Genomic DNA, 17,460 nt, shown 5'->3' with positions numbered 1-17,460 from the left:
AAGTCCAGCGGTGCTGGTCGGCTGCCGAAGGATGCTCAGCAGGCCCCTCCCGTCACATCACTGCTGGTAGAACCGCTCTGCGCCAGCTGCTCGTGGTGGCGGATCACTTCAGCGATGATGAAGGTGAGGAGTTTCTCCGCGAACGCCGGATCCAGCTTGGCGTCCTGGGCCAGCTCGCGCAGCCGGGCGATCTGGCGGGCCTCGCGCGCCGGGTCCGCCGGGGGCAGTTCGTGGTCGGCCTTGAGCCGGCCCACGCGCTGGGTGCACTTGAAGCGCTCGGCGAGCATGTGCACCACGGCCGCGTCGATGTTGTCGATGCTGTCGCGCAGCCCGGCCAGCTCCGCGCGTACGGCCTCGTCGACCTGGTCGGCCTGGTCCGGCTGGTGCCTCTGGTCCGGCTGCTGCGTCTGGTCGGTCTCGCTGCGCTTCATCGCCCGGTGCCTGTTCGTTCGTGAGCTGTTCGTCGTGGGGCGTACGACCCTATCCGGCATCGCCTCCGGCCCGGCGCTGGGCCGTCGCGAGATACGCGAGGTCCTTGTCGCCGTGTCCGGCGGCTACGGCGCCGTCGGCCAGGGCCTGGGCCGCGCGGAGCACTCCGGTGTCCAGCCCCGCGGCTTGTGCGGTGTGGGCGATGTGGCCCATGGCCGAGGCCGCGGAGGAGACGGCCGAGAAGGGCTGGGTGTAGTCGCCCTTGTCGAGGCGTTCGGCGAAGTCGTCGATCATCCAGGGCAGGATCGCGACGATGCCATGGGCGAAGGGCGCCAGGTCGCGGGCCTCGATCTGCTCGGACCCGGCGAGCGCGAGCGCGTGGGCGTAGCCGCTGAGGGAGGTCCAGAAGAAGTCGAGCAGCGCCACGTCGTAGGCCGCCGCACGGCCTGGATCCTCGCCGAGGTGGGTGGCGGTGCCCGCCAGCGCTTCCAGGGTCGCGCGGTGCGCCTCGTACACCGGGCGCGGGCCGCTGTAGAGGTAGACGGCGTCGGGGGTGCCGATGGTGGTCGTCGGGGTCATGATGGCGCCGTCCAGGTAGGCCACGTCGTGTCGCGCGGCCCAGTCGGCCATCTCGCGGGCGCGGGCGGGCGCGTCGGCGGTCACATTGATCAGGGTGCGGCCGGCGAGGCTCGCCGCAGCGGGTTCGAGAACGGCCCGCACGGCGTCGTAGTTGAGCACACAGATGAGCACCAGCTCGCCTGCGGCGACGGCTTCGGCCGGGGTGGCGGCGAGTGTCGCGCCCTTCTCGACCAGGGGCCTGGCCTTGGCGGGCGTGCGGTTCCACACGGTGGTGGGGTGTCCGGCGGCCAGGAACGCCCCGGCGAGCGCCTGCCCCATGGGCCCCGCGCCGAGGACGGTGACGGGGGTGGTGGTCGGGTTCTTCGGCGCGGATCCGGTCGGGTTCTTCGGTGCGGGGCCGGTCGGGTTCTTCGGTGCGGGGCCGGTCGGGTTCTTCGGTGTGTTCATGCCCGTACGGTGCCGGGCGGGCCGCACGGAACGCTGACGGTCCGCGCACGGTGGGCTGTCGGTGGGCACGGCTACCGTTGACGGCATGCGATTCGGGGTGCTCGGTCCGCTGGAGGTGTGGCGGGCCGACGGGGATGCGGCAGCGGCCAGAACGGCGGCGGAGGTGGCAGCGCCGGAGGAGCCGGACGCGGCGCCGGGTCCGGGGCAGATGTGGGTGCCGGGGCCGGGGCCGGCATGGGTGCCGGTGTCCGTGCCGGAGGTGAAGGTGCGCACGCTGCTCGCGCGGCTGCTGGTGGCCGAGGGGCGAGTGGTGCCCGACGACGCGCTTGTCGACGCGCTGTGGGGCGAACGGCTCCCCGCCGACCCCGCCAACTCGCTCCAGACGAAGGTCTCCCAGCTCCGGCGCGCCCTGGAGCGTACGCGGGGCGAGGCCCGCACGCTCGTCGTCCGCCGGGCGCCCGGCTATCTGCTGCGGGTCGCCCCCGACGCCGTGGACACCGGGCGCTTCCGGGAGCTGGCGCGGCGCGCCCGCGCCGCTGGAGAGCCGGGGCTCAGGGCCGAGCTGTTCGGCCGGGCTCTGGAGCTGTGGCGCGGGGAGGCGTTCGCGGACTTCGCGGCGGAGGCGTTCGCGCGCGGCGCCGCCGCCCGGCTGGAGGAGGAGCGGCTGGCGGCGCTGGAGGAGTGGGCGCACGCCAGGCTGGCGCTGGGCGAGCACACGCAGCTGGCCGGGGAGCTGGCCGCGCTCGTGGCCCGGTATCCGCTGCGGGAGCGGCTGCGCGGCGCGTGGATCCTGGCTCTGTACCGCGCGGGGCGCCAGAGCGAGGCGCTGGCCGCGTACGAGGAGATCCGCACCCTGCTCGCGGATGAGCTGGGGGTGGACCCGGGGCCTGAACTGGCCGCGCTGCACCTGTCGGTGCTCAAGCAGGCCCCCGCACTGGACGCGGTCGTCCCGGCCGCCCGCCCGCTGACGAACCTGCCGGAGCCGCCGGACGAGTTGGTCGGCCGTGAGCGGGAGGCCGCCGCCGTGGCGGAACTGCTGGGCGACGGGCGGCTGGTGACCCTCACCGGACCCGGCGGCGTGGGCAAGACCCGGCTGGCGCTGGCGGTGGCACGGCGCGCCGCGGGGCTGGACGACGCCGGGGGCGAGGCCCGGGAGGGAGCCCGGCGCGGGGGGTTCGCCGACGGCGTGTGGCTGGTGGAGCTGGCCGCGTACGACAGCCGGGTGGCCGAGGCCGTGCTCGGGGTCCTGGGCGTGCGCGACGAGACGGGCTCGCCGCCGGAGGAGCGGCTGGCCCAGGTGCTGCGGGAGCGGCGCACGCTGCTGGTGCTGGACAACTGCGAGCGGGTGGTCGGCGAGGTCGCGGCGCTGGTTGCCGGGCTGTTGCGTACGGCACCCGGGCTGCGGCTGCTGGTCACCAGCCAGGAGCCGCTCGCCCTGCCCGGCGAGGCGGTCCTGCCGGTCGGCCCGCTGCACGAGCGGGACGCGCTACGGCTGTTCGCCGCCCGCGCGACGGCGGCGGGCGGCGGGGGGCTGGCACATCTGGCGGGCCCGTACTCCGTAAGCGATCCGTATTACCCGGCACACTCGGGTGATACGGGTGATATGGGTGATCCAGGAGTGCCCGGTGCGCCGGGAGGCGTGGGTGCGCTGGGAGGCGTGGGTGCGCTGGGAGGCGTGGGTGCGCCGGGAGGCGTGGGTGCGCCGGGTGGCCTGTGGGACTCGGACGGCTCGGACAAGGACCGCGTGGCGGAAGCGGCGCTGGCGGTGTGCCGGCGGCTGGACGGGCTCCCGCTGGCGCTGGAGCTGGCGGCGACACGGGTGCGTGCCCTGGGCGTGGCGGAGTTGGCCGCCCGGCTCGATGACCGCTTCCGGATACTGGGCGGCGCCCGGCGCGGCATCCCGGCGCGCCAGCGCACCCTGCGCGCGGCGCTCGACTGGAGCTGGGAGCTGCTGGACGGCGCCGAGCGCACCGTCCTGCGACGCCTGGCCGTGCACGCCGACGGCTGCACGCTGGCCTCGGCGGAGGCCGTGTGCGCCGACGGGGCCGACACGGGGGCCGACGAGGGCGGAGTGGGGGCCGACGGCGGCGGGGTGGGCGAGGGCGAAGTGCTGGACGTGCTGGCCCGGCTGGTCGACCGCTCGCTCGTGGTCCCGGTCGAGACGGCGTACGGGCGGCGCTACCGCCTGCTGGAATCCGTCGGGGCCTACGCGCGCGAGCGGCTGGCGGCGGCCGGGGAGGAAGAGCGCGTACGGGAGCGGCAGCTGCGGCACTTCACCGTGTTCGCCGAGCGTGCGGCGGCGGGGTTGCGCGGCGCCGGTCAGCGGCGCTGTCTGGGCACGCTGGACGCCGAGGCGGCGAACCTGCGGGCCGCGCTGGAGACGGCGTCGGCGGCGGGCGCCAAGGAGCAGGCTCTGCGGCTGGTGACGGCACTGACGTGGTACTGGTTCCTGCGCGGGCGCACGAGCGAGGCCCGGTGCTCCCTGCGCGGGGCGCTGGCGCTGCCGGCCGCGGGGAAGGGCCCCGGCTCCGACCCCGGGACCGGCCCTGGCCCCGGGACCGGCTCCGAGGGGCTGCGGGCCACCGCGCGGGCGCTGTGCACGGGTATCGAGTTCCTGACGGGTGTCCTGGAGGGTTCGGGGTCCTCCGACGCCGTACGCGAGGCGCTCGCCGGACCGTTCGCCGACGAAGGGGCGCGGGCGGAGGCGCTGTTGTTCCTGGCCGTGTCCGCGTGGTGCGCGGGGGACCTGCCGCTGAGCGAGGAGCTGACGGCGCTGGTGCTGGCGGACCCGCCGGGCCCGTGGGGCGAGGGGGTCGCCCTCGGCATGCGGGCCCGGCAGGCGCTGCTGCGGGGCGATTTGGCGACCGCGGGGCGGGAGGGGCGACGGTGCCAGGAGCGCTTCCGTTCGCTCGGAGACCGGTGGGGAGAGCTCCAGGCGCTCGAATCGCTGTCCTCGCTCGCCGAGATCGAGGGTGACTACGCGCGGGCGCGCGGGCTCATCCAGGAGGGGCTCCGGGCTGCCGAGGAGCTTCAGCTGTGGCCCGAGGTCACGGAGTGGCTGACGGGTCTGGGGCGGATGGAAATGCTGGCCGGCGAGCACGCGCGGGCGGCCGAACTCCACGAGCGGGCCCGGACACTGGCCGTACGGCAGGGGCACACCACCGGGCAGGTGCACGCGGAGATCGGGCTGGGTCTGACGGCGCGGCGGGCGGGTGACCTGGATACGGCCGAGCCGTATCTGCTGCGGATGCTGGAGTGGCACCGGCGTGCCGACTTCGACCCGGGCACGGCGCTGCTGCTGGCCGAGCTGGGCTTCGTGGCCGAGCTGCGCGGCGACGGCCGGCGGGCGCTGGCCCTCCACACCGAGGGGCTGGAGGTGGCCCGCCGGGTGGGCGACCCGCGCGGGATCGCGCTGGCGCTGGAAGGCCTTGCCGCCGCGCACTCGGCGCTGGGCGCCCTTCAGGAGGCGGCGCGGCTGCTGGCCGAGGCCGACGGGGCGCGCCGCTCGGTGGGTGCCCCGCTGCCGGCCGCCGAGCGCGCCGATGTCGCGCGCGTCCTCGCCCGTCTTCCGCCGGGGCTCGCCCGCGCGCGGACGTCAGTCCCGGTCAGTGACGGCTGATCGTGGGCGGCTGATCGTCGGCGGGTGGTCGGGGTGGGGGACGCGGTGGGCGTAGCCGCCGGGGACGGTGCGGGACTGCTGGGCGCGGAAGTGGATCGGCGGGGTGCCCACCCGGCGGGTGAACAGACGGGAGAAGTAGGCCGGGTCGTCGTAGCCGACGCGTCGGGCGACGGTGGAGACGGGCAGGTCGGTCGCGGCGAGCAGTTCCTTGGCGCGGCCGAGGCGTATCCCGAGCAGGTAGTCCTTGGGGCTGCATCCGGCGCTACGGCGTACGGCGGTGCGCAGTTCGGCGGCGGTCATCCCGTGCCGGGCCGCGTGTTCGGCGACCGACAGCGGCAAGAAGGAGTCGCGGGCCAGCGCCTCCAGGACGGGTGCGCCGTCGGCCGTCGTGTCGGCCCGCGTACGGCGCAGCGCGACGAGGAGTTCGTGGACGGCGGCTGCCGCCTCGACCTCCAGCAGCGGGTTGCCGGGCCGCGCCGCGCGGGTGATGCGGGCGACGGCGGCACGGGCCGGGCCCGCGTCGGTGAGCGGGACGAGGGGGCGGCCGGGCTCGACGCAGCCCAGTTCGGTGTAGGCGGTCACGGCGGAGCCGGTGAAGTCGACGAAGCTCTCGTCCCAGCCCTCGTCGGGGTCGGCGCCGAAGTGGTGCGGGACGCCGGGGGTGATCCACAGCAGCGCGGGGGCCACCACCTCGTGCCGCCGCCCGGTGGGGTCGTCGGGGTGGATGTACCAGCCGCGTCCTCCGCTGATGACGACGGCGACGTGGTGGTCGAGGGTGCGCGGGCCCACGGCGGGAAGCGCGCCGTGCTGCATCCCGACACCCAGGCAGACCAGGCCGAGGCGGTGGTGGACGGGGCCGGGAGTGAAATACCGCATCCAGGTCCGGTACTTCTGCTCGCCCACCGCGCGTGCTCCCCTCGGTTCAGCCGGCTTCGGCCCTGAAGCGTCGAGGGGAGCAGCGTACGGTGATCACCTGGCCGGGGTCACCGCCTCTGACCGGGACGAGGGCCGGGACGAGATCCGGGCCGGGCGGTCAGTCGCGGGGAGCGCGGGTGCGCTTGCGGTAGCCGTCCAGGACGTCCTGGCGGAGCAGGTAGCCGAAGCCCGCCGACTCCAGTCGCATGCCGAGCTGGGCCTCGCCGGTGCCGAGTGCGGCGGCGGTGCGGGCCAAGTGCCAGTCATGGGCTGCCAGTTGGTCGAGGAGGTGGCCGCGTCTGACCTGATTCTCGGAGAGCCGGAACGTCTTGAGGTAGGCCAGGCGCCCGGCCCGGTCGGTGATGGTCTCGCCGATGTGGTTCTCCCGCTTGGGGCGGAAGGACGGCAGGAAGCGGGAGAGGGTGAAGCGGCCCAGCCCCTGTACCCGCTGCCAGGTGGCCGCTTCCTCCAGCAGTCCGGCGGCCATCGTGCCGTCGTGGAACCGCGCCCACGCGGACTCCTGCCCGGCCGCCGCCGCGCGCAGCTGGGCGAGCGTGCGGATGCCCGCGCCGTCGATCCGGGCCCGGAACTCCGGCACGGGGGCGCTCAGCGTCGCGTAGTGGTGGATGAGTTCGCCGTACAGGTCGAGCAGCAGCGTGGGGTGCAGCGCGCGGTAGTCGCCCGGGTGGGGGACGACGAAGGCGGCGGCGAGCGCGTCGGCGACGTAGACCATGACGCCGCACTGCCCGGGGTGGATCTCGAACACCCGCAGCGCGTCGGCCAGTCCGCGCACCTGCGCTCCCGTGTACGCCTCCTCCTCGCGGGGCGACAGTCCCCGGCGCACGGCACGCTGCGACCACTCTTCCCACACGATCGAGGGGCCGCCGAAGTGCAGGGCCAGATAGCCCTCCAGGGCGAGATGCAGCGGGAGGAAGCGCAGCCGGTCCTTCGCCTCGCGCCGGGCAAGCCGCCGGTGGACGCGTACGCCCATGGCGGCGGGCGGAGGCGTCTCGGGGCCGGCGGCGAGCTGGGTGCCGTAGGCGGCTGCCGGGGCGTCCGGCCGGCCGGGGGCGGGGGTGCCGTCATGGGTCCAGTGGGCGACGAAGCCGTGCGGGATGTAGGAGGTGTAGGTGTGTCCGCGCCCCAGGTCCACGGTCCCGGGGCCCGGCACGTCCCCTTCGCCGGGCCCGTACGCGCGAGCGTGCAGGCGCAGGTCCTCGATCGGCTCGCGCCGTACCAGCGGGACGAGCCGCACGCCGCCCCATACCTGCGAGGGGCGGGTCTCCAGGCCCGTCAGATCGGGTGCGCTCCTCACGTCCGCTCTCCCTCCATGAGCATCCGCCCCTCCATGAGCATCCGCCCCTCCGTCGGCGGCTGCCCCTCCCCCAGCAGCCGGGCGGCGCGCGTGTGCAGGTGGGCCCGGAGCTCGGCCAGGCCCGATCCGCCCTCCGCGAACTGCGCCAGCTCCACGAGCGCGGGCAGGTCCTCGGCGTCCCTGATCCCGGCCGTGGGCACGGTGGGCGCCAGCCGTCGTACGTCGAAGTCGTCGGCGTCGTAGACGGGGTTGAGGTGCACGACGCGGGTGGCGCGTGCCGGGTCGAGGCGGGTGCGCCATACGCGCAGCACCTCCGAGGCGAGCCCCGGCGGCGCGTTGTCCCAGCCGTCGGAGACGATCACCAGGCGGGCGGGCGCGGTCTCCAGCGCGTCCAGGATCCGGGTGCCCAGCGGGGTCGGCCCGTAGGGGCGCGCCAGCAGCGCGTCCGTTCGGCCGGAGGTCCACAGCGGGGTGTAGGAGGTGGCCAGGGACGCCAGCAGGTGGTGGCAGGCGAGCGCGACCGCGAGGGGGCGGCGCGGCTTGTGGCCGGAGCCGGCGGCGGAAAAGCTGTCGTCCAGGACGGCGGCGACCGTGCCCCAGCGTCCGCGCTCGGCGCCCGCGACGCGGTCGGCCGCGCTCCGCAGGATCTGCGTCAGTTCGGCGCGGCGGGCGGTGCGCTCCTCCCCCGGCAGCGAGAGCACGTAGGAGGCGAGGCGGGTGAGCGGCATCCGGGCCAGCCGGGCCGCGTCGGCGCGTACGGCCTCGGCGCCGTGGCCACGTGCGGACTCCTGGAGGCGCAGGGTCTCCAGCCGGGTCATGCGCGGGGCGATCCGCTCCAGGAACGCGGCACGGGGTATCTCCTGCCGGGCGGCGAACCCCTCGGCCACGGTGTAGGGCAGCTCGTACAGCGCCGATCGCTCGTAGTGCGCCCTGCGCCAGGTCTCCAGAAGCGGCGTCGCGTAGTGGGGGCGCTCGCGCCAGGCGAAGAGGAAGTCGCCCAGCTCGTCGCCGAGGGGGCGCCCGGCGCCGATGCCGGCGGGGGACAGCCGCGCGTGGCGCAGCGCGCACTGGAGCCCTGCGCGGTATTTGACGGCGTCGAGGGCCAGGTCGGGGCGGGCGGCGAGCCAGTCGCGGACGAGGGCGCGGGTGCGGCGGTTGTTGACCTTGGCACGGCGCAGGGCGCGGAAGAGCCCGTACGCGCGCTGGGGCGGGAGCGCCGCCAGGCGGCGGGCGATCAGCCGCCCCTCGGTGCGGCGCTGCTCGGGGGTGGCCTCGGCGGCGCTCTGGAGGAGATGGCGGATGATCAGGACGGCGTTGTGATCGTTGATCTCCAGTGCGAGGACGGCCGCGTACAGGTCCCGGTAGTTGCCGAGCATGTAGGCGTGCAGGAAGTCCAGGGACAGGCGCTGCTCGTGTGCCTCGGTACGGAATTCGCGCTGGCCGGTGGAGGTGATCGCGGCGTTGACGAACCGCAGTACGTCGTCGGTGGCGATGAGGTCGCCGTACGTCTCCAACTCCGCCCCCGGTGCTTGTCCCCCGCTGCTGTCCCCATCGCCCCCCGTGGTGGGGGTGCCGGCCGGGGTGTGGGGGCACGAACTGCGAATCATTGCTGTACAGGCAGGGTCCGGAAGTCGCGCCGGAGTCCCGCGGCCGGCACGGCGACGATAACAGCGCGGCCCGCACGGGCTCCCCCGGTTTTCCCAGGCGGACCTCCCCGTTCTTCCGGTCGGGGGCGGCGGCGTGAGGGTCGAGGAGCGCGGAGTTATCGTGACGGTAACCGCGTGGGTGGGGGTGGGTGCATGGGCGACTCCGGGACGGATCCCGTGGAGCGGGGGTTTCCGCATCTGGAGACGGTGCGTGAGGCGATCACGGCGCTGTACCGGCGGATGTCGACGGAGACGATCCGCACCTTCGACACCAGCGTGGCTCCCGGCGATGTGGCGTTCGCCGACGCCGACGACCTGCATCTGGGCGTCCAGCGCGTGGCCGGCGTGATGGTGCGGCACCTGCGGCTGCCCGAGGCGCGGGTGATCGTCACCTTCCGCGAGATGACCCACGCCGCCAACGTGGAGCTGGCGGCGGGGCCCGAGTACTTCGTGGAGCTGAACTCCCGCTTCAAGACGCACCGCCGTGACATCGGCGCCGCACTCGCGCACGAGGTGATGCACGTCTATCTGCACCGCCTCGGCCTGGCCTTCGCCGGCACGCGGGACAACGAGATCCTCACCGACACGGCCACCGCCTATCTGGGCGCCGGCTGGCTGCTGCTGGACGCCTTCCGGCAGGACTCGCTGTCCTCGCAGAAGCTGGGCTACCTCACCCCGGAGGAGTTCGGCTACGTCCTGGCCAAGCGGGCCCGCGTCTTCGGTGAGGACCCGGCGATCTGGTTCACCAGTCCGCAGGCGTACGAGGCGTACGTACGGGGCAGCGAGCTGGCGGGCCGTGACGAGGAGCGCCCGCCGCTGGCCGGTTCGCACGGGGCGGGCCGCCGCCGCTACGCCAAGGACCGCCGCTACGCCCAGGTCCACCTCTCCCCCGGCTCCCCGCCGCTGGGCAACGACATCTACGCCTTCGAGCACCGCTCCCCGCTGCGGGTCTCCTTCTCCTGTCCGACCTGCCGGCAGCGCATCCGCGTCCCGGTGCGCGGTCGGGTCCGCGCGCGCTGCGGGCTGTGCGGCACGGTGCTGGAGTGCGACACCTGACGCCTGATTCCTGATGCCGGGTGCCTGACTCCTGACTTTTGACGCCTGGTTCCTGACGCCCGAGCCGTCGCCGCTTCGGTGCTGTCGCTGTCCGGCCTACGAATCCACGGTGACGGCGCGCTCGGGGATGCCGAAGATCTCGGCGAACACGGACAGCATCAGGTCGGCGCCCTTCATCTCGGCGGTGGCGGCGGCGTCCAGTACGCCCATCTCCGGGGAGTAGGTGGCCCCGCGCTCGGGGCCGAGCGGAAGCGCCATCGCGGGGGCGCCGGGCGTGTGAGTGGCCAGTTCGCCCTCGCCCGTGATCAGGGCGCGGAGGTTGGCGGCCACCACCCCGGCGTGTTCGTTCGCGGCCTTGGCGGTCTTGGCCTCGGGGACGGCGGTGATGTCGCCGAGGGCGAACAGCCGTTCCTGACCGGCCAGGCGCAGCTCCGGGGTGACCAGGAGGTGCCCGTCGGCCCGGCGGGCGGTGGCGGCGAGTGCCTCGTCGAGGTAGCCGGTGGCGGGGACGACTCCGTGGCAGCGGAGCCACAGGTCGGCGCCGAGCGAGTGACCGCCCTCGGTGCGCACGGTGAAGGGCTGAAAGGTGCCCGGCTCGGTGGGCGGCGGTCCGCTCAGCGCGGTGCCGAGCAGCACCTCGATACCGAGGCCGGCGAGCTCGTCGCGTACCCGTGCGCGGAAGGCGTCGGGGAAGCCGGGCAGCAGCTCGGCGGCGGGGTCGGTCACCGTGACGCGCTTGCCGGGCCACGCCGCCCTGATCTCCCCGGCCAGCTCCAGCCCCACCGGGCCCGCGCCGAGCAGCAGCACATGCGCGCTGGCGGCGAGCGCCTCGCGGACGGTGTGGAGGCGGGCCTTGGCCGCCGCGCTGTCGTCGGTGTCGAACTTCGCGGGGAACGGGTATCCCGAACCGGTCGCCAGCACGGTGTAGTCGGCGGTGATCCGCTCGCCGTCGGCGAGGGTGACGGCGGTGGCGTCCACGTGCACGGCCCGGCCGCGCCGGACGGTGCCCCGGGGGAGCAGCCGGTCGTACGGGAGGAAGAGGCGGTCGGCCCAGTCGGGGTCGACCAGGCCGCGCAGCGCGGCGACGTTGTGCACAAAGGAGTCCTTGGCCTCGACCAGGACCACGTCGGCGATCTCGTCGAGCGCCTTGGCCACGGCGGTGCCGCCGTAGCCGCCACCGATGACGGCCACGGTGGGACGGGCGGAGGGGCCGGGGTGCGAAGAGCCGTTGTGCGAAGAGCCGTTGTGCGGGGACATGGGTCGCTCCCATTTAGTTCGTAGTACGCACTGTTTGCTATACGAAGGAGAGTAGTTCGCACTCCAAACAACCGTCAACTAGACTCCGGAGCAGGGACGGGAAGGGAGCCCGGCATGACGGAGACAACGAGGGCGGCGGACAGGGCCGGGGCGGCGGAGACGGCCGGGACGGCGCGGGCAACGGGAAGGGGCTCGCGTGCGGCCCGGCGCAAGGCGGTGCCCGCGCCGGAGATCGCCACCTCGCTCGTACGGCTCTCCCACCTCGTGGACCACGTCTTCGCCGACGTCTGCCGGGACTTCGACCTCACTCAGCAGCAGGCACAGCTGCTGTGCATGCTGATCGACGGCCCCGTGGGCATGACCGAGCTGAGCCGTCTGCTGCACGTGGAGAAGTCGAGCCTGACCGGCCTGGTGGACCGGGTGGAGCGGCGCGGTCTGGTCGAGCGGGTCCGCGCCGACAACGACCGCCGCGCCTTCCGGATCGCTCTGACCGCGCCAGGCGCCGAGCTGGCCGACGACTCGCACGCCGCCATGTGCGCCCGGCTCGAAGCGCTGGGCCAGGAGCTGGGCCAGCGGGAGCGGGAGACGCTGAACAGCGGCATCAGCTGCGTCCTCGCCGCGCACACGGCCGAGACCGGACGCCCCTGGGACCGTACGGAATGACACCCCCGGAGCGGCGCGGAAGGGTGCGACGGCCGGGCATGCGCTCCTGACGTCCCCTGTTTCCCCCCGCGTCTCGCTTCAACGTCTTCCTTCCCGCGCACGATGGCGTACGTTCGCTCTATGAGTCCTTCGATCGCCACCAACACGCGCGTCGGCCTCGCCGAGCTGCTCGATTTCGTACGGCCCCGGCACCGCGCCATCCTGCTGACCCAGCGCGAGGACGGGGCCCCGCAGGCTTCGCCGCTCACCTGCGGCGTGGACAGCGCGGGCAACATCGTCATCTCGACCTATCCCGAACGCGCCAAGACGCACAACGCGCGCCGCAGCTCTCAGGTGAGCGTGCTCGTGCTGTCCGACGAGTGGAACGGGCCATGGGTGCAGATCGACGGCGAGGCCGAGGTGCTGGACGTGCCCGAGTCCGTGGAGCCGCTGGTCGAGTACTTCCGCTCGATCTCGGGCGAGCACCCCGACTGGGACGAGTACCGGCAGGCCATGGTCAAACAGGGCAAGTCGCTGATCCGGGTGGCCCCGCGCCGCTGGGGCCCGATCGCCACGGGCGGCTTCCCGGCACGGCTCGCACCGTAGCCCTCGCGGGTCCGGGGCCCACCGGGGTTCACCCACAGGGATTCATACGGCACTCCATGACCTCACCACCGCGCTCCGAGCTTCTCCCGGCATAGTCCGGAGCAGAACATGAGCCTGCCCCCACCTGGCGAGCCGACCGGGGGTGAGCGCCGCAACGGGGATGGTGTGCGTGGGAGTCGCTCCCCCTTGCGGCGGCCCCGTCGGCCGGTGACGGGCAGGCTCCTGTTTCTTCGCCTGTTTCTTCGCCTGTTGTCGCGTCTGTTGCCGCGACTGTTTCCGCGGCGCTCCTCGCCTTCTTCGCCTTACTCGGGCTTCTCTGGCTTCTCGGGCTCCTCTGGCTTCTCGCCGCCCTTCCGGGGCTTCCGCGACCGGCGCCGGGTGTTCCCGGCGCCGGCGCGCATCGCCGTCAGCGGGCGTTGAAGTACTTCGCTTCGGGGTGGTGGATGACGATCGCGTCGGTGGACTGTTCGGGGTGGAGCTGGAACTCCTCGGACAGTTCGACCCCGATGCGTCCGGGCTGGAGCAGGTCGGCGATCTTGGCGCGGTCCTCCAGGTTCGGGCAGGCGCCGTAGCCCAGCGAGAAGCGGGCACCCCGGTACTGGAGGGCGAACATGTCCGCCATCGCGTCGGGATCCTCACCGGCGTAACCCAGCTCGGAGCGGACTCTGGCGTGCCAGTACTCCGCGAGGGCCTCCGCGAGCTGGACGGACAGGCCGTGCAGCTCCAGATAGTCCCGGTAGGCGTCGGCGGCGAACAGCTCGGCCGTCCTGCCGCCGATCTTCGAGCCGACGGTGACCACTTGAAGCCCGACGACGTCGGTTTCGCCGGATTCCTCGGAGCGGAAGAAGTCGGCCAGGCACAGGCGGCGTCCCCGGCGCTGGCGGGGGAAGGTGAAGCGGGTGCGCTCGGAGCCGTCCTCGTTGAGCAGGATGAGGTCATCGCCCTTGGAGTGGCAGGGGAAGTAGCCGTAGACCACGGCCGACTCCAGCAGGTTTTGCGACTGGAGCTGATCCAGCCACCCGCGAAGGCGCGGCCGTCCCTCCGTCTCCACCAGTTCCTCGTAGGAGGGCCCGTCACCCTTGCGGGACTCCTTCAGCCCCCACTGCCCCTTGAACAGGGCACCTTCATCGACCCACGAGGCGTACTCCTTGAGGCCGATCCCTTTGACCACCCGCGTGCCCCAGAACGGGGGCGCCGGGACGGCGTTGTCGGTGGCAACGTCCGAGCGGATCGAGCCCTCGCCGGGCTCCGGCTCCGGGAGAGGGAGGTCGCGCTTGGCCACGCGGCGCTGCTTCAGCTGGGGAAGCGCCGCTCCGGGGACGCCGCGCTTCACTCCCATGAGGGCGTCCATGAGGCTCAGCCCTTCGAAGGCGTCCTTGGCGTAGCGGACCTCGCCCTCGTAGACCTCGTGCAGATCCTGCTCGACATAGGCACGGGTCAGGGCAGCGCCACCGAGAATGACGGGGAAATCAGCCGCCATCTTGCGCTGGTTCAGCTCCTCCAGGTTCTCCTTCATGATCACCGTGGACTTCACCAACAGCCCCGACATCCCGATCACATCCGCCTTGTTCTCCTCAGCGGCCTCCAAAATCGCCGAAACAGGCTGCTTGATACCGAGATTGACAACGGTGTAGCCGTTGTTGGACAAAATGATGTCCACGAGATTCTTACCGATGTCATGGACGTCACCGCGCACGGTGGCCAGCACGATCGTGCCCTTGCCGTCATCGTCGGTCTTCTCCATGTGCGGCTCCAGATAGGCCACCGCCGTCTTCATGATCTCGGCGGACTGGAGCACGAACGGAAGCTGCATCTGCCCGGAGCCGAACAGCTCGCCCACGACCTTCATCCCGGCCAGCAGCGTGTCGTTGACGATCGCCAGCGCCGGCCGCGACTCCAGCGCCTCATCCAGGTCGGCCTCCAGGCCGTTCTTCTCCCCGTCGATCACGCGCCGCTGCAACCGCTCGTCCAACGGGAGGGCCGCCAGTTCCTCGGCCTTGCCCTCCTTCATCGTTTTCGCCGTCGCGCCCTCGAACAACTCCATGAGTTTCTGGAGCGGATCGTAGCCCTCGGCTCGCCGGTCGTAGATGAGGTCGAGCGCGGTGCTGACCTGTTCCTCCTCCAGACGGGCGATCGGGAGGATCTTGCTGGCGTGCACGATCGCCGAATCCAGGCCCGCCTTCACACACTCGTCCAGGAACACCGAATTCAACACGAGGCGCGCGGCCGGATTCAGCCCGAAGGAGATGTTCGACAGGCCCAGGGTCGTCTGTACCTCCGGGTGACGGCGCTTCAGCTCGCGGATCGCCTCGATGGTGTGGAGACCGTCCTTGCGCGACTCCTCCTGACCGGTACAGATCGTGAAGGTCAGCGTGTCGATGAGGATGTCGCACTCACGGATACCGTAATCGCCGGTCAAATCCGCGATCAGCCGCTCTGCGACGGCGACCTTGTGCTCGACCGTGCGCGCCTGGCCCTCCTCGTCGATCGTCAGGGCGATCAGTGCCGCACCGTGTTCGCCGGCCAGTTCGGTGACCTTGGCGAACCGGGAGGCGGGGCCGTCGCCGTCCTCGTAGTTGACGGAGTTGATGACGGCACGGCCACCGAGGCATTCCAGCCCCGCCTGGATCACGTCGACCTCGGTCGAGTCCAGCACGATGGGGAGGGTCGCAGCGGTGGCGAAGCGCCCGGCCAGCTCCTTCATGTCGGCCACACCGTCGCGGCCGACGTAGTCGACGCACAGGTCGAGCATGTGGGCGCCTTCACGGATCTGGTTGCGGGCCATCTCCACGCAGTCGTCCCAGCGGCCCTCCAGCATGGCTTCCCGGAACTTCTTCGACCCGTTCGCGTTCGTCCGCTCACCGATCGCCATGTGCGAGTTGTCCTGCCGGAACGGCACCGCCTGGTAGAGCGAGGCGGCACCCGGCTCGGGCTGCGGTGTGCGCTCGGTCGGCTGGGCCCCGCGCACCCGCTCGACCAGCTGCCGCAGGTGCTCGGGCGTGGTGCCGCAGCAGCCGCCCACCAGCGAGAGCCCGTAATCCCGCACAAAACCCTCATGCGCATCCGCCAGCTCCCCCGGAGTCAACGGATAATGCGCACCGTCCTTCCCCAGCACCGGCAGCCCCGCATTCGGCATGCACGACACCGGAATACGCGAATGCCGCGCCAGATAACGCAGATGCTCACTCATCTCCGCCGGACCCGTCGCGCAATTCAGCCCGATCATGTCGATACCCAACGGCTCCAACGCCGTCAACGCCGCACCGATCTCCGAACCCAGCAGCATCGTCCCGGTCGTCTCCACCGTCACCGACACCAGCAACGGCAAACCCACCCCCACCGCATCCAACGCCCGCCGCGCACCGATCACCGACGCCTTCGTCTGCAACAGATCCTGCGTCGTCTCCACCAGCAGCGCATCCGCACCCCCCGCGATCATCCCCTCCGCATTCTCCTGATACGCGTCCCGCAACACCCCGTACGGCGCATGCCCCAACGTCGGCAGCTTCGTCCCCGGCCCCATCGACCCCAGCACCCACCGCACCCGCCCGTCACCGGACTCGAACTCCTCCGCCACCTCCCGCGCGATCGCCACCCCCGTCTCCGAAAGCTCGAAGATCCGCCCAGCGATGTCGTACTCCCCCAGCGCCGCATGATTCGCACCAAAGGTATTCGTCTCCACACAGTCCACACCCGCGGCGAAATACTCCCGATGCACCGCACGAATAATGTCCGGACGCGTCACATTCAAAATCTCGTTACAGCCCTCAAGCTGCTGAAAATCATCCAACGACGGATCCTGCGCCTGAATCATCGTCCCCATCGCCCCGTCAGCCACCACCACACGCGAGGCAAAAGCCTCCCGCAAGGCATCAGCCCGGGACAGTTTCCGGGCGGTCACCGCAGGGCCTTCAGGTGCGGGGCGAGCGCGTCGGCGGCGGGGGCGCCATAGGCGTCGCGCAGGCGGCCGAGGAAGGTGTCGCGGCGCAGGTCGTAGGTCTGCGTGCCGGTGGTCTCCAAGACGGTGGTGGCCAGCGCCGCGCCCAGCCGCGCCGACTGCTCGTGGCCCAGGTCCCAGGCGAGGCCGGCGAGGAAACCGGCGCGGAAGGCGTCGCCCGCTCCGGTGGGTTCGAGGGTGCCGGAGGGCGGAACGGCCGGTACGTCGAGCGGGCGCACGCCTGCCTGTTCGATGTGCACGCCGTCCGCGCCGCGCGTGGTGACCCAGGTGCCGACCCGGCCGAGGATCTGCTGCTCCGTCCAGCCGGTGCGCTCCTGGAGGAGCACGGATTCGTACGCGTTGGTGAACAGGTACGCGGGCCCTGCCAGCAGCGCGCGGACGCCCTCCCGGTCCAGGACGGCGAGCTGCTGGGAGATGTCGGCGGCGAACGGGATTCCGAGACCGACGCATTCGCGGGTGTGCCGGAGCATCGCCTCGGGGTCGTCGGGCGAGATGACGACGAGGTCGAACCCGCCGGTACGCGCGGCGACCTCGCGCAGGGAGATCTCGCGGGCCTCGCTCATGGCTCCGGGGTAGAAGGAGCCGATCTGGTTGTGGTCGGCGTCGGTGGTGCACACGAAGCGCGCGGTGTGGCGGTCGGCGCTGACGTGCACGGAGTCGGTGTCGACGCCGTGCTCCTTGAGCCAGAGCTGGTAGTCGGCCCAGTCGGTGCCCGCGGCGCCGACCAGCACCGGGGACAGGCCGAACCCGCCCAGCCCGAAGGCGATGTTGGCCGCGACACCGCCGCGCCGTATCTCCAGCTCCTCCACGAGGAAGGAGAGCGACACCTTGTCCAGGCTGTCGGCGAGGAGTTGATCGGCGAAGCGGCCGGGGAAGGTCATCAGGTGGTCCGTGGCGATCGAACCGGTCACCGCGATACGCACGTTGCTCGCGGAACGCTCTGTGCTCTCGGGGGCTGTCGGGGTTTCAGGATTCGTGGGGCTCACGGTGC

Annotated in this window: 12 protein-coding genes; 4 read left to right on the top strand and 8 right to left on the bottom strand. The window is 72.5% G+C overall.

Annotated elements, in window-relative coordinates:
- Positions 1-35 precede the first annotated feature (35 nt).
- Positions 36-431 (bottom strand): chorismate mutase, encoded by a 396-nt coding sequence (locus OHB04_RS32310; protein WP_326691185.1) that lies wholly within the window; start codon positions 429-431, stop codon positions 36-38.
- A 49-nt stretch (positions 432-480) separates the two neighbouring features.
- On the bottom strand, positions 481-1,455 hold the full coding sequence (locus OHB04_RS32305) for an NAD(P)-dependent oxidoreductase (protein WP_326808845.1): 975 nt from the start codon (positions 1,453-1,455) through the stop codon (positions 481-483).
- 85 nt (positions 1,456-1,540) lie between these two features.
- Here OHB04_RS32305 and OHB04_RS32300 point away from each other — a divergent pair, with 85 nt between their 5' ends.
- A complete protein-coding gene (locus OHB04_RS32300; protein WP_326808844.1) occupies positions 1,541-5,074 on the top strand; it encodes a BTAD domain-containing putative transcriptional regulator in 3,534 nt (1,177 codons plus the stop codon).
- Here the strand turns inward: OHB04_RS32300 and OHB04_RS32295 are convergent.
- The 3 genes from OHB04_RS32295 to OHB04_RS32285 form a co-directional block, all read right to left on the bottom strand.
- The gene (locus OHB04_RS32295; RefSeq protein WP_326693015.1) at positions 5,051-5,950 is read right to left on the bottom strand and encodes a helix-turn-helix domain-containing protein; all 900 of its coding nucleotides are present in this window, start codon (positions 5,948-5,950) and stop codon (positions 5,051-5,053) included. The two genes, OHB04_RS32300 and OHB04_RS32295, sit on opposite strands and share 24 nt — an antisense overlap.
- A 157-nt stretch (positions 5,951-6,107) precedes the next feature.
- Positions 6,108-7,304, bottom strand: coding sequence for an ARPP-2 domain-containing protein (locus OHB04_RS32290; protein WP_326691182.1), 1,197 nt, complete (start codon positions 7,302-7,304; stop codon positions 6,108-6,110).
- Positions 7,301-8,818, bottom strand: a complete 1,518-nt coding sequence (locus OHB04_RS32285) for a hypothetical protein (RefSeq protein ID WP_326809563.1) — start codon at positions 8,816-8,818, stop codon at positions 7,301-7,303. The genes OHB04_RS32290 and OHB04_RS32285 overlap by 4 nt, the downstream gene beginning before the upstream one ends.
- Before the next feature lie 285 nt (positions 8,819-9,103).
- On the opposite strand from OHB04_RS32285, the gene OHB04_RS32280 reads away from it, so the two are divergent.
- Positions 9,104-10,006: a hypothetical protein gene (locus tag OHB04_RS32280; RefSeq protein ID WP_326691181.1), complete on the top strand. Its 903-nt coding sequence runs from the start codon at positions 9,104-9,106 to the stop codon at positions 10,004-10,006.
- Between the two features lie 96 nt (positions 10,007-10,102).
- Here OHB04_RS32280 and OHB04_RS32275 read toward each other — a convergent pair whose 3' ends face one another.
- Positions 10,103-11,263, bottom strand: a complete 1,161-nt coding sequence (locus tag OHB04_RS32275) for an NAD(P)/FAD-dependent oxidoreductase (RefSeq protein WP_326808843.1) — start codon at positions 11,261-11,263, stop codon at positions 10,103-10,105.
- A gap of 114 nt (positions 11,264-11,377) precedes the next feature.
- On the opposite strand from OHB04_RS32275, the gene OHB04_RS32270 reads away from it, so the two are divergent.
- Positions 11,378-11,926, top strand: coding sequence for a MarR family winged helix-turn-helix transcriptional regulator (locus tag OHB04_RS32270; protein ID WP_326808842.1), 549 nt, complete (start codon positions 11,378-11,380; stop codon positions 11,924-11,926).
- 120 nt (positions 11,927-12,046) lie between these two features.
- Positions 12,047-12,511 carry a PPOX class F420-dependent oxidoreductase gene (locus OHB04_RS32265; RefSeq protein ID WP_326808841.1) on the top strand — a complete coding sequence of 155 codons (465 nt, stop codon included), beginning with the start codon at positions 12,047-12,049 and terminating at the stop codon, positions 12,509-12,511.
- 406 nt (positions 12,512-12,917) lie between these two features.
- On the opposite strand, the gene metH is transcribed toward OHB04_RS32265, so the two are convergent.
- Both metH and OHB04_RS32255 read right to left on the bottom strand, forming a co-directional pair.
- A complete protein-coding gene (metH, locus tag OHB04_RS32260; protein WP_326808840.1) occupies positions 12,918-16,412 on the bottom strand; it encodes a methionine synthase in 3,495 nt (1,164 codons plus the stop codon).
- On the bottom strand, positions 16,409-17,392 hold the full coding sequence (locus OHB04_RS32255; protein ID WP_326809562.1) for a carbohydrate kinase family protein: 984 nt from the start codon (positions 17,390-17,392) through the stop codon (positions 16,409-16,411). The genes metH and OHB04_RS32255 overlap by 4 nt, the downstream gene beginning before the upstream one ends.
- Positions 17,393-17,460: the final 68 nt, after the last annotated feature.

The organism is Streptomyces sp. NBC_01775, from assembly GCF_035917675.1.
Lineage (GTDB): Bacteria > Actinomycetota > Actinomycetes > Streptomycetales > Streptomycetaceae > Streptomyces.
This window is presented reverse-complemented; position numbering and strand designations above follow the sequence as displayed.